The following is an 11,947-nucleotide window of genomic DNA, read 5'->3' as shown; positions in this document are numbered from 1 at the left end:
ATGATGTCCTTGTTGCCGGTCGTGGTGATGAAGATGTCGGCCTTGTCGACGACCTCGTCCAGGGTCGTGACCTGGTAGCCGTCCATCGCCGCCTGCAGCGCGCAGATCGGGTCGATCTCCGTGATGATCACGCGGGCGCCCTGGCCACGCAGAGACTCCGCGCAGCCCTTGCCCACGTCGCCATAGCCGAAGACGACCGCGGTCTTGCCGCCGATGAGGACGTCCGTGGCGCGGTTGATGCCGTCGACGAGCGAGTGGCGGCAGCCGTACTTGTTGTCGAACTTCGACTTCGTGACGGCGTCGTTGACGTTGATCGCCGGGAACAGCAGGACGCCGTCGCGCTGCATCTCGTACAGGCGGTGGACGCCGGTCGTGGTCTCCTCGGTGACACCGCGGATCTCCGAGGCGAGCTGGGTCCACTTCTGGGAGCCGTCGGTGATGGTGCGGTTCAGGAGTTCGAGGATGACGCGGTGCTCGTCGTTCTCGGCGGTGTCGACCGAGGGGACCTTGCCGTCCTTCTCGTACTCGACGCCCTTGTGGACGAGGAGGGTGGCGTCACCGCCGTCGTCCAGGATCATGTTCGGGCCGCCGGTGGGGGTGTCCGGCCAGGTCAGCGCCTGCTCCGTGCACCACCAGTACTCCTCCAGGGTCTCGCCCTTCCAGGCGAAGACCGGGACGCCCTGCGGGTTGTCGGGCGTGCCGTTCGGGCCGACGGCGATGGCGGCGGCGGCGTGGTCCTGGGTGGAGAAGATGTTGCAGGAGGCCCAGCGGACCTGCGCGCCCAGGGCGACCAGGGTCTCGATGAGCACGGCGGTCTGCACGGTCATGTGCAGGGAGCCGGTGACGCGGGCGCCGGCGAGGGGCTGGGCCTCGGCGTATTCCTTGCGGATCGCCATCAGGCCCGGCATCTCGTGCTCGGCGAGGGTGATCTCCTTGCGGCCGAAGTCGGCCAGGGAGAGGTCGGCGACCTTGAAGTCCTGTCGGTTGTCGACAGTCGTCATTGCGAGCTGCTCCTCGGGGTTGGGTCGAGGTGTATACGGCTGGTCTGCGCGGCGGCGGACACAGGGGTGCCCGAAGGAGGACACTGGCATGCCCGCGTACACGCAGCGCAGTCCGTCGGAGGCCCTCTCTCCCTCGGCCGGTCCGCGGTGGGACCGCCCGACCGCCATCAGCAGCGACGTCTGGCTCCGTCCCAAGCTACACCGGGAGGCCGGGCCGTCCCCAGTCCGCATCCGAACAGATCGCGCCATCGAGGGGGACGAGTAAGAGAGACGGTCAGGAGGGCGTGGGTTCTTCGGGCGGTGGAGGCAGGTCACGGGGACGGTGGGGGTGTGGGCGACGGGTGGGCGCGATAACAGGACACCAACGAACGGGCGACAGGAGGCGACAAAGCGGAACTATCAGGGATCTTCTGGCCTTTGAGTCTGCGGCGGCGTGGTGCAGGATGCCCGGGAGATCTGAACAACTGATCGATCTTGCGGGGCGTCCGGGACGGCGACTCCGCGTGACAAAGGCGTTAGGAGATCGACGTGACCAGTCCGGCCGGCCCTCCCCCCATGGGCAGCGGCGGTGGTGAGCGGCAGCGGTTGAAGCTGCTCGCGGTAACCGCGTGCCCGACCGGCATCGCCCACACGTACATGGCGGCTGAAAAGCTCGCGCAGGCCGCCGAGAGTCGCGGCATCGAGATGAAGGTGGAGACGCAGGGATCCATCGGGGCTGAAAACGTCCTAGATGACAACGATGTCAAACACGCCGACGGCATCATCATCGCCGCGGACAAGGACGTGGACCTGAGCCGTTTCGCGGGGAAGCGGGTCCTGACCGTCGGGGTGGCGGAGGGCATCCGTCACCCGGAGCAGCTGATCGACCGAGTGCTGTCGGCGCCCGTGCACGCGGAAGGGGGCGCCCCCACGGCCCCCGCGACCCGTGGCGGCAAGGAGCGGAGCGTCGGGTACAAGGCGCTGATGAACGGGGTCAGTTACATGATCCCGTTCGTCGTGGTCGGTGGGCTGCTGATCGCGATCTCGCTCTCGCTCGGCGGGCACACCGATCCGTCGGGCGGTCTGGTCATCCCGAAGGACTCCTTCTGGATGGACGTGAACAACATCGGCGTCATCGGCTTCACGCTGATGGTGCCGATCCTGTCCGGCTACACCGCGTATGCCATCGGGGACCGGCCCGCGCTCGTGCCCGGCATGATCGGTGGCTGGATCGCCAACACCGGTGAGTTGTACGACTCCAAGGCGGGCGCCGGGTTCATCGGGGCGATCGTGACCGGGTTCCTCGCCGGGTATCTGGTGTTGTGGATCAAGAAGGTCAAGGTTCCGAAGTTCGCGCAGCCGATCATGCCGATCATCGTGATCCCGATCGTGGCGACGACGGCGCTCGGGCTGTTCTTCATCTACGTCATCGGGAAGCCGATCTCGTGGGTGTTCGAGCATCTGACCAGCTGGCTCAGCGGGATGACCGGCACGAGCGCGATCCTGCTCGGCGCGATTCTGGGGCTCATGATCGCGTTCGACATGGGCGGGCCGGTCAACAAGACGGCGTTCCTGTTCGGGACGGGCCTGATCGCGACCGGCAACCAGACGGTCATGGGCATGTGCGCGGCCGCGATCCCGGTCATGCCGCTGGGGCAGGGCCTGGCCACGCTGATACGGAAGCGTCTGTACACCGAGCAGGAGCGGGAGACGGGGCTCGCCTCGCTGTTCATGGGCTGCTTCGGCATCTCGGAGGGTGCGATCCCGTTCGCGGCCGCGCGGCCCGCGCAGGTCATCCCCGCCAACATGCTGGGTGGCGCGGTCGCCGGTGCGATCGCCGGGGTCGCCGGGGTCGAGGACGCGGTGCCGCACGGTGGGCCGATCGTGGCCGTGCTGGGTGCGGTGAGCGGCGTGCCGATGTTCTTCGTGGCCGTGGTGATCGGCTCGGTCGTCACCGCGCTGACGACGGTGGCCCTCGTCGACCTGGCTGAGCGCAAGCGGCGCGGGGAGGCGGGCTTCGGTGCGGGTGCCGCCGGACTCCAGCCCGCACCGGCCGGAGTGCCCGATGGTGGCGGCGGTGGCGGTGCGGTCGTAGCGCGGGCGGCCGTGCGTGCGCCGGCGGCTGCCGCGAGCAGTGCCACGGCCGTGGCGGACGAAGCGGCAGAGCCCGAGCCGTCCGGTCCCGGTGGCGCCTCCACCGAGGTGCTCTCCGGTCACCTCACCGACCGGACCGTCAAGGTCGGCCTCGAAGCGGATGACAAGGAGGCCGCCATCCGGGAAATGGCGGAGCTGCTGGCTCGGACCGGCAAGGTCGCGGACTTGGACGAACTGGTGGCGACCGCGCTGCGGCGGGAGGCTCAGGGCACGACCGGGCTCGGTGAGGAGATCGCGATTCCGCACGCCAAGACGGATGCGGTGACGGAGCCGGTCGTCGGTTTCGCCCGGTCCGCGCAGGGCGTCGAGTGGGGCTCGCTGGACGGTACCAAGGCGAGGTTGGTGTTCATGATCGCCGTACCGGAGGCGGCGGCGGGTGACGAGCATCTGCGGATTCTGGCGCTGTTGTCGCGGAAGTTGATGGACGCCGGGTTCCGGGAGCGGCTGCTGGCGGCGTCTGACGAAGCGGCGCTCCTCGGGGTGCTGGGCGAGGTCGAGTAGCCGGGCAGGAAGAAACGCGTGGGGCCCGCCGATCGGTTCGGCGGGCCCCATGTGTGTTCGGGCGGTGCTCCTGCGGGACGTCAGTGCCCGGCGTCGCTCGGCGTCGGTCCGCCGGGCGTCGCCTCGGGGTCGGGGCCCTTGGCGGCTTCGGTCTCGCTGTAGATGTCCGGCTCGAGGTAGATCACGCGGGCGATCGGGACGGCCTCGCGGATGCGGGACTCGGCGGCGTTGATCGCGGCGGCGATCTCGGTGGCCGTCTCCTCGTGGCGGACGGCGATCTTGGCGGCGACGAGGAGTTCCTCGGGGCCGAGGTGGAGCGTGCGCATGTGGATGATGCGGGTGACGGTGTCGCCGTCGACGAGGGCGGTCTCGATCTTCTGTGTCTCCTCGACACCGGCGGACTCGCCGAGCAGCAGGGACTTGGTCTCGGCGGCGAGGACCAGGGCGATCAGGATGAGCAGGATGCCGATGCAGAGGGTGCCGACGCCGTCCCAGACGCTGTCGCCGGTGAGCAGGGCGAGGCCGACGCCGCCGAGGGCGAGGATCAGGCCGACGAGGGCGCCGAGGTCCTCCAGGAGGACGACCGGGAGCTCGGGCGCCTTGGCGTGGCGGACGAACTCCGTCCAGGAGCGGCGCCCGCGCAGGACGTTGGACTCCTTGATGGCGGTGCGGAAGGAGAAGGTCTCGGCGATGATCGCGAAGACCAGAACGCCGACCGGCCAGTACCAGTGGGTCAGCTCGTGCGGGTGCTTGATCTTCTCGTAGCCCTCGTAGAGGGCGAACATGCCGCCGACCGAGAAGAGGACGATGGAGACGAGGAAGGCGTAGACGTAGCGCTCGCGGCCGTAGCCGAAGGGGTGTTGCGGGGTGGCCTCGCGCTTCGCCCGCTTGCCGCCGAGGAGGAGGAGTGCCTGGTTGCCGGAGTCGGCGAGCGAGTGCACGGACTCGGCGAGCATCGAGGACGAGCCGCTGAAGAGGAACGCCACGAACTTCGCTACCGCGATCGCGAGGTTGGCGGCCAGTGCCGCCACGATCGCCTTGGTTCCGCCTGACGCGCTCATATGTTCGCGTTGTCCCTTCGTACGCCGTTTCAGGGCCCGGGCGCTCGCCTTGGTGCGCTGCCCGTGGCTTTGCCCGTGCTTGACGGTGGGCCATTGTTGCAGCCCGCTCCGGCGGGAGCGCGCCAGGTCACCGTCCTGGGAGGTCAGGCGATGACCGTGGCCCGGAAGAGCGTGCCGGTTCCGGACACTTCGGCCTCACCCCCGGCCGGGACGAAGACGGACCGGCCGGGGGTGAGGTCGTGCTCTCCCGCCCGGACGGAGCCGGCCGTGCAGAGCAGGATCTGCGGGGTCGGGCGGGTGAGGTCGTGGGTGGCGCCGGCCTCGGGCAGGACGTAGCGGGAGAGGCGGAACTCGTCGATCGGGGTCTCGTAGACCTCCTCGCCGTCCGGGGAGGCCTCGGGGCGCAGGACGCCGGGGTCGCCGGCGCGGAAGTGGACGATGCGCAGGAGTTCGGGGACGTCGACGTGCTTGGGGGTGAGGCCGCAGCGCAGGACGTTGTCGGAGTTGGCCATGATCTCGACGCCAAGTCCGTTCAGGTAGGCGTGCGGGACGCCGGCGCCGAGGTAGAGGGCCTCGCCGGGCTGGAGCCGGACGTGGTTGAGCAGCATCGCGGCGATGACGCCGGGGTCGCCCGGGTAGTGGTGGGCGATGTCGGCGTAGGGGGCGTAGGCGCCGCCGAGGCGGTCGCAGGCGGCGGCCGCTTCCGTGACCGTCCGGGACATCTCGTCGGGGTCGGCGGTGAGGATCGCCGTGAGGACCTCGCGCAGGGCCGCGTCCTCGGGGTGGGCGTGCAGCAGGTCGACGTACGGCTTGAGGGAGTCGACGCCGAGGTCGTCGAGCAGGCCGGCGGCCTCGAGCGGGGCGCGGAAGCCGCACAGGCCGTCGAACTCGGTGAGCGCGCAGATCAGTTCGGGCTTGTGGTTGGCGTCCTTGTAGTTGCGGTGCGGGGCGTCCACGGGGATGGAGCGGCGCTCCTCGTCCGCGTAGCCCTCCTTCGCCTGCGCCAGGTCGGGGTGGACCTGGAGGGAGAGCGGGGCTCCGGCGGCGAGGATCTTGAGCAGGAAGGGCAGGCGGGGGCCGAACTTGGCGACGGCGGCCGGTCCGAGTTCCTTCTCGGGGTCGGCGTCGACGACCTCGACGAGCGTGCCCCGGCCGGTGCGCGAGGGTGCGCCCGGGTGGGCGCCCATCCACATCTCCGCCTGCGGCTCGCCGGTCGGTTCGACGCCGAGCAGGTTCGGGATGGCGGTCGGGGAACCCCAGGCGTAGGGGCGGATGGTGTTGTCGAGGCGGTCCATGGGGATCTCTCTGGTCCTGTGAGTGCGTACGTACGCCTGCTGCTCCCGGGCGGCTGCCGCGTGGGCGTCAGGGTGTCCCGGGCATGATCAGGCCCTCGAAGCGAGCGCGAGGTAAACGGCGGCGAAATCCGTGATGGCGATCAGTTCGGCGAGGGTCTCCAGCTCGTCGCCCGCCTCCGGTTCCAGTTCGCTGATCGGGGTGTCGTGGCTGAGGGCCAGGTCGCGGGCGCCGGGGGCGGCGGTGAGGCCGCCGATGGGGCGGTCGCGGAGCAGCACCACGCGCGCGTGGAGGGCGGGTGCCTCCTCGACGCGGTCGCGGAAGAAGTCGTCGGGGTCGGCGCTGGCGGCCAGCGGGCCCGCGAGCAGGGCGCTGTGTGCGGCGAGGGCCTCGGGCAGTTCGGCGACGACTGCGGGGGTGCCGGACAGTTCGGCGAGGGCGGCGGCGAAACGACGGCCCGCCGGTCCGGCCGAGACGCCCTCGGTCCAGACGATGGGCAGCGCGTCGGCGAGTTCGGCGGCCAGGGTCTTGGCGGCGTTGCTGTAGGTCGCGATGGCGGGGCCGCAGCGCTCGGCGATGCGGTCGAGGCGGTCGGCGACCTTGCCGAGTGCGTCCGGCGGGGCGGTGAGCACTCCCGCGCGGTCCAGGAGCGCGAGGAGCGGGGTGAGCAGGGCCCACAGGACGCCGGGGGCGGACGCGGCGAAGGGCTCTTCCTGGTCGTACGGGGCGGTCGCCATGGGGACGAACAGGCCGTGCGAGCCGTGTACGGCGTCGGCGAGCGGGGACCTGCTGGGGGCTACGGCGACGACGGTGCAGCCGCGGCGGTAGGCCTGCTCGGCGAGGAGGGACAGGCCCGGTTCGGTGCCGTCCGGGGTGGTGATCAGGAGGAGGTCCACGGAGCCGACCCAGCCGGGCAGTTCCCAGCGCAGGGCGCCCGCGGCGGGGGCCACGCCGGTGGGGGCCAGGCGGGTGACCGGGCTGCCGGCGCCGGCGAGCGTGCCGAGGAGGTCGGCGGCGTGGGTGGCGGCGGCGCCAGGGCCGGCGATGAGGACGCCGCGGGGGCGGCCGTCGGGCTTGAGGTCGTTGATGCCCGCCTCGGAGGCGTGGCGGGCGGCGGTGCGGACGCGCGCGCCGGCTTCCGCGGCGCCGCGGAGCAGGCCTCGGTGGTCGGCCTCCGCGAGGCCCTCTGGGGAGTCGAGCAGCGATTCGTCGAGCATGGGGCGGCAGCCTCCGATCGCCGGGGTCCGTTATGGGGGTGTCGTCCTGCCTCGGTGCCCGTTGTGCCGGGGGTCATGCGCACCGCGGGCTCACGCGGGTGTGTCCGCGTGTGTGTCCTAGGCGGGGCGGCGGGCCTCGTCGACCAGGAGGACGGGGATGCCGTCGCGGACGGGGTAGGCCAGGGCGCAGCTCTGGTCGGTGCAGATCAGTTCGGTGTCCTGCTCCTCGAGCGGGGCGTGGCAGGCCGGGCAGGCGAGGATGTCCAGGAGGCCGGATTCCAGAGGCATGGGGTTTCCTTCGGGGTGCGGGCGCTTGGGGTTGTGCCTGGTCAGATTACCGCCGGTGGGGGCGGGGCCTCAGCCCCTGATGATCCCCAGTACCTCGTCCCTCACCCGGGCCATCGTCTCCGGGTCCCTCGCCTCCGCGTTCAGGCGCAGCAGCGGCTCCGTGTTGGAGGGGCGGACGTTGAACCACCAGTCGGCGGCGGAGACCGTGAGGCCGTCGAGGTCGTCCAGTTCGACGCCCTCGCGTGTCTCGTAGGCGGAGCGGATCGCGGCGAGGCGGGCCGCCTGGTCGGTGACCGTGGAGTTGATCTCGCCGGAGCCCGCGTAGCGGTCGTACTGGGCGACGAGCGCGGAGAGGGGGCCTGCCTGGCCGCCGAGGGCCGCCAGGACGTGGAGGGCGGCCAGCATGCCCGTGTCGGCGTTCCAGAAGTCGCGGAAGTAGTAGTGCGCGGAGTGCTCACCGCCGAAGATCGCGCCCGACCGGGCCATCTCCGCCTTGATGAAGGAGTGGCCCACGCGGGTGCGGACCGGGGTGCCGCCGTTCTCCTCGACGACCTCGGGGACCGACCAGGACGTGATCAGGTTGTGGATGATCACGCCCTTGCCGCCGTGCCTGGCCAGCTCGCGGGAGGCGACCAGTGCGGTGATCGCGGACGGGGAGACCGGCTCGCCGCGCTCGTCGACGACGAAGCAGCGGTCCGCGTCGCCGTCGAAGGCGAGGCCCAGGTCGGCGCCCTCCTCACGGACCCGCTTCTGCAGGTCGACGAGGTTGGCCGGGTCGAGGGGGTTGGCCTCGTGGTTGGGGAAGGTGCCGTCGAGCTCGAAGTACATCGGGACCAGGGTCACCGGCAGGCCGGCGAAGACCTCCGGGACCGTGTGGCCGCCCATGCCGTTGCCCGCGTCGACGACGACTTTCAGGGGGCGGAGGGAAGCCAGGTCGACCAGCGAGAGCAGGTGCGCCGCGTAGTCCGACAACGTGTCGCGGCCGGTGATCGTTCCCGTCTTCGCGGCCGGCTCCGGGGCGCCCGACTCGCTCCAGCGCTCGACGAGTTCGCGGATCTCCGCGAGGCCGGTGTCCTGGCCGACCGGGGCGGCGCCCGCGCGGCACATCTTGATGCCGTTGTACCGCGCCGGGTTGTGGGAGGCGGTGAACATGGCGCCCGGGAGGTCCAGCGCACCCGAGGCGTAGTACAGCTGGTCCGTGGAGCACAGGCCGATCTCCGTCACGTCGGCGCCCTGCGCGGCGGCCCCGCGCGCGAAGGCACGCGACAGGCCCGGCGAGGAGGGCCGCATGTCGTGCCCGGTCGCGATGGCACTCGCGCCGGTGACCCGGACGAAGGCCGCCCCGAAGAGCTCCGCCAGGGACTCGTCCCACTGGTCCGGGACGACCCCGCGTACGTCGTACGCCTTCACGACCTGCGACAGATCAGCAGCCACGGCCAACCTTCCTGAAAAAGTACTGTCGGTCGGCCCAAACTACCCCCGCCCGCTGACAGCGCGCCGGGCGGACGCCGGAGGACGGCCGGGCGTCATCTCAGGTCAGGGCAGCATCCAGCCCAGGACCTGCGTGCTCTGGCCGACCACGATCAGGCACATGACCAGCAGCAGGCCCAGGCTCCACGGCAGTACCTTGCGCAGCAAGTCGCCCTCCCGGCCCGCGAGTCCGACGGCCGCGCAGGCGATGGTGAGGTTCTGCGGGGAGATCATCTTGCCGAGGACACCGCCGGAGCTGTTGGCGGCGGCCAGCAGGTCGGGGGAGAGTCCGGACTCGCGGGCGGCGGTCACCTGGAGGGCGCCGAAGAGGGCGTTGGCCGAGGTGTCGGATCCGGTCACGGCGACTCCGAACCAGCCGAGGACGGGCGAGAGGAACGCCAGTCCGGCTCCGGCCGCCGCGACGAAGTGGCCGATCGTCGCCGCCTGGCCGGAGACGTTCATGACGTAGGCGAGCGCCAGCACGGAGGTCACGGTCAGGATCGCGAAGCGCAGCTCGTGGACGGTCGCGAGCCACTCCTTGACCGCCACGCGCGTGTGCACCCCGATGACCGCGGCCGTGCAGATACCGGCGAGGAGTACCAGCGTGCCGCCGGTCGAGACGATCGGCCAGGTGAAGACGTTGCCGCTGACCGGGTCGCCGTCCGGCCCCGCCACGTTCAGGAAGGGCCAGTCGTAGGTCTGGGTGGTCTTGGCGAGCCAGTCCTTGAGGGCCGGTATCTGCGCGACGGAGAAGATCACGACGATCAGCGCGTAGGGGGCGTAGGCGCGCAGGATCTCGCGGGGCGGGTCACCCTGGTCGAGTTCCTCGCTGCGGGCGCCGGTCAGGACGGATGCGCGTACGGCCTCGGCGGCGGGCACGCGCGCGTGCGGTACGGCGACCAGGGCGCCCGCGCCGGCGAGGGCGGCGCCGATGTCGGCGAGTTGGGCGGAGACGTAGTTGGAGGCGGCGAACTGGGCCACGGCGAAGGCGACTCCGCACGCCAGGGCGGGCACCCAGGTCTCGCGCAGCCCGCGCCGGCCGTCCACGAGCCAGACCAGCACCAGGGGCACCACGAGGGCCAGCAGCGGCGTCTGACGGCCCACCACGGACGCCACGGAGTCCAGCGGCAGTCCGGTGACCTGGGCGAGGGTGACGACGGGTGTGCCCATCGCGCCGAAGGCCACGGGGGCGGTGTTGGCGACCAGGGCGACGACGGCGGCGCGCACCGGTTCGAAGCCGAGGGCGACCAGCATGACCGCGCTGATCGCGACCGGCGCCCCGAAGCCGGCGAGTGCCTCGAGCAGCGCTCCGAAGCAGAAGGCGATGACGAGTGCCTGGATGCGCGGGTCGTCGGAGAGCCGCCCGAAGGACCGGCGCAGGATGTCGAAGTGACGGGTGCGGACGGTCATCCGGTAGACCCACAGGGCGTTGACGACGATCCACAGGATGGGGAAGAGGCCGAAGACGGCGCCCTGGGCGGCGCTGGAGAGGGTCTGGCCCAGGGGCATGCCGTAGGCGAGCCAGGCGACGAGCACGGCGGCGAGGAGGCCGGTCAGCCCTGCCAGGTGCGCCTTCAGGCGGACGCCGCCGAGCAGGACCAGGACGATCACGAGGGGCAGGGCGGCCACGAGGGCGGACACGCCTAATGAGCCGGCGACGGGTTCCAGTTTCTGGACGTACAACGGGCGCCTCCCCGGTTTCCGTCATGTGAAAGCGATTTCTCGCATCCTCAAACGGAATGGTCATGTCCGCGCCAAGCTCGCGTCAATGGGTGTGCGCGAGACAGCAGCTGGACGGGGCGCTCAGTTGTCGGGGGACCGCAGGACCCGCAGATGACCGCGCCGCGCGACCTCCATCGGGTCGGCCGCACGACCGCCGCCACCGGCCCCGGCCGCCCGCTCCTGGGGGCGAGCCGCCTCTCGCACGGCGTTCGCAAGGGCTTCCAGGTCGTCACCGCTGGGGCGGGCCGGGGCGGAACCGTCGAGGAGCCGGACGACCTCCCAGCCGCGCGGGGCGGTGAGGCGCTCGGAGTGCTCGGCGCACAGGTCGTAGCAGTGGGGTTCGGCGTAGGTGGCGAGCGGGCCGAGGACCGCGGTCGAGTCGGCGTAGACGTACGTCAGCGTCGCGACGGCGGGACGGCCGCAGGCGGTGCGCGAACAGCGACGTACAGGGCTCACGATGTTGGACGGTACCGCACTCTTGAGCGGGCCGCGACGACTCTCCACCAGGTCACTCCACCGTGTCGCGTTGTGAAACGCCCCACACGCCCCTGTCGGCCCACCCGGCTGACCTGCCCGGACGCCGTCGTCCGGGGTGTCGGACGAGCCCGCAACCGGTCAAGAGTCGTCACAAAACCCTCAATTGCCGTGACGTCGACGGTCTCGGCGAGATACGGAATCAAGCCCAACCTTGGCTTGAATGGTCATGTAACGACATGCCGTGCGGGTCGGCCGGAAGCCGTGCGTGGCGCCGCGCGGTGCCGGGCACACGCGCGTGGCGGGGACTACCCTTCAGCGGTGATGGACAAGCCCGTAACGCCCCGTGCCGCCGCCCCCGGGCCCCGCCGTCGTGATCGCCACGGCCGGGGCATGCGCGGCCCGATCGCACCCCCGCAGGTGCCGCTCGCCGCGAGCCGCGCGGAGGCGTTCGCGGATCTGGTGCAGGACTCCGTGGAGCGCCTGGAGCGGCGGTGGCCGCAGCTCGCCGACATCGATTTCCTGGTCCTGGAGGTGCCGCGGCTCGACGGGCCCGGCGACGCCTGGCACGAGGAGGCGGTTCCGCTCGGCGGCACGATCAGCGCGCGCGAGGGGCGCCCCGCGCGCGTGGTGGTCTACCGGCGGCCGGTCGAGATCCGTACCAAGGGGCGCGACGAGCGGGCGGCGCTGGTGCACGAGGTCGTCGTGGAGCAGGTCGCCGAGCTGCTGGGGCTGACGCCGGAGACGGTGGATCCGCGGTACGGCGAGGACCAGGGCTGAGAAGTCG

Annotated in this window: 10 protein-coding genes; 2 read left to right on the top strand and 8 right to left on the bottom strand. The window is 71.3% G+C overall.

Annotated elements, in window-relative coordinates:
• The coding region (locus tag AC07DF_RS29555; RefSeq protein ID WP_478977896.1) for an adenosylhomocysteinase at nt 1–1,001 on the bottom strand (1,001 nt) is incomplete at its 3' end.
• Nucleotides 1,002–1,529: 528 nt separating this feature from the next.
• On the opposite strand from AC07DF_RS29555, the gene AC07DF_RS29550 reads away from it, so the two are divergent.
• Entirely contained in the window at nt 1,530–3,635 is a 2,106-nt protein-coding gene (locus AC07DF_RS29550; protein ID WP_478977893.1) for a fructose-specific PTS transporter subunit EIIC, read from the top strand.
• Nucleotides 3,636–3,715: 80 nt separating this feature from the next.
• Here the strand turns inward: AC07DF_RS29550 and AC07DF_RS29545 are convergent, their stop codons facing one another.
• The 7 genes from AC07DF_RS29545 to AC07DF_RS29515 all read right to left on the bottom strand — a co-directional run bounded on the left by AC07DF_RS29545 (nt 3,716) and on the right by AC07DF_RS29515 (nt 11,190).
• Nucleotides 3,716–4,696, bottom strand: a complete 981-nt coding sequence (locus AC07DF_RS29545) for a cation diffusion facilitator family transporter (RefSeq protein ID WP_478977890.1) — start codon at nt 4,694–4,696, stop codon at nt 3,716–3,718.
• A 143-nt stretch (nt 4,697–4,839) separates the two neighbouring features.
• Nucleotides 4,840–5,991 carry a mannose-6-phosphate isomerase, class I gene (gene manA, locus AC07DF_RS29540; RefSeq protein WP_478977887.1) on the bottom strand — a complete coding sequence of 384 codons (1,152 nt, stop codon included), beginning with the start codon at nt 5,989–5,991 and terminating at the stop codon, nt 4,840–4,842.
• Between the two features lie 87 nt (nt 5,992–6,078).
• Nucleotides 6,079–7,206: an SIS domain-containing protein gene (locus AC07DF_RS29535; protein ID WP_478977884.1), complete on the bottom strand. Its 1,128-nt coding sequence runs from the start codon at nt 7,204–7,206 to the stop codon at nt 6,079–6,081.
• Nucleotides 7,207–7,323: 117 nt separating this feature from the next.
• On the bottom strand, nt 7,324–7,494 hold the full coding sequence (locus AC07DF_RS29530; RefSeq protein WP_478977881.1) for a Trm112 family protein: 171 nt from the start codon (nt 7,492–7,494) through the stop codon (nt 7,324–7,326).
• Nucleotides 7,495–7,563: 69 nt separating this feature from the next.
• Nucleotides 7,564–8,928, bottom strand: a complete 1,365-nt coding sequence (locus AC07DF_RS29525) for a phosphomannomutase/phosphoglucomutase (RefSeq protein ID WP_478977878.1) — start codon at nt 8,926–8,928, stop codon at nt 7,564–7,566.
• Between the two features lie 102 nt (nt 8,929–9,030).
• Nucleotides 9,031–10,647 carry an L-lactate permease gene (locus tag AC07DF_RS29520; protein ID WP_478977875.1) on the bottom strand — a complete coding sequence of 539 codons (1,617 nt, stop codon included), beginning with the start codon at nt 10,645–10,647 and terminating at the stop codon, nt 9,031–9,033.
• 120 nt (nt 10,648–10,767) lie between these two features.
• Nucleotides 10,768–11,190, bottom strand: coding sequence for a DUF3499 domain-containing protein (locus AC07DF_RS29515; protein WP_189726709.1), 423 nt, complete (start codon nt 11,188–11,190; stop codon nt 10,768–10,770).
• Nucleotides 11,191–11,484: 294 nt separating this feature from the next.
• Here AC07DF_RS29515 and AC07DF_RS29510 point away from each other — a divergent pair, with 294 nt between their 5' ends.
• Entirely contained in the window at nt 11,485–11,940 is a 456-nt protein-coding gene (locus AC07DF_RS29510; RefSeq protein ID WP_478977871.1) for a metallopeptidase family protein, read from the top strand.
• The last annotated feature ends 7 nt before the right edge of the window (nt 11,941–11,947 follow it).

It is taken from the genome of Streptomyces sp. NPDC044719 (assembly GCF_056433405.1).
Note: the sequence above shows the minus strand (reverse complement) of the source record. Positions and strands in the feature narration are given on the sequence as shown.

Coding starts and splice junctions, on each gene's coding strand:
- AC07DF_RS29510 (WP_478977871.1), top strand. CDS start 11,485: ATGGACAAGCCCGTAACGCCCCGTGCCGCCGCCCCCGGGCCCCGCCGT.
- AC07DF_RS29545 (WP_478977890.1), bottom strand. CDS start 4,696: ATGAGCGCGTCAGGCGGAACCAAGGCGATCGTGGCGGCACTGGCCGCC.
- AC07DF_RS29530 (WP_478977881.1), bottom strand. CDS start 7,494: ATGCCTCTGGAATCCGGCCTCCTGGACATCCTCGCCTGCCCGGCCTGC.
- AC07DF_RS29535 (WP_478977884.1), bottom strand. CDS start 7,206: ATGCTCGACGAATCGCTGCTCGACTCCCCAGAGGGCCTCGCGGAGGCC.
- manA (WP_478977887.1), bottom strand. CDS start 5,991: ATGGACCGCCTCGACAACACCATCCGCCCCTACGCCTGGGGTTCCCCG.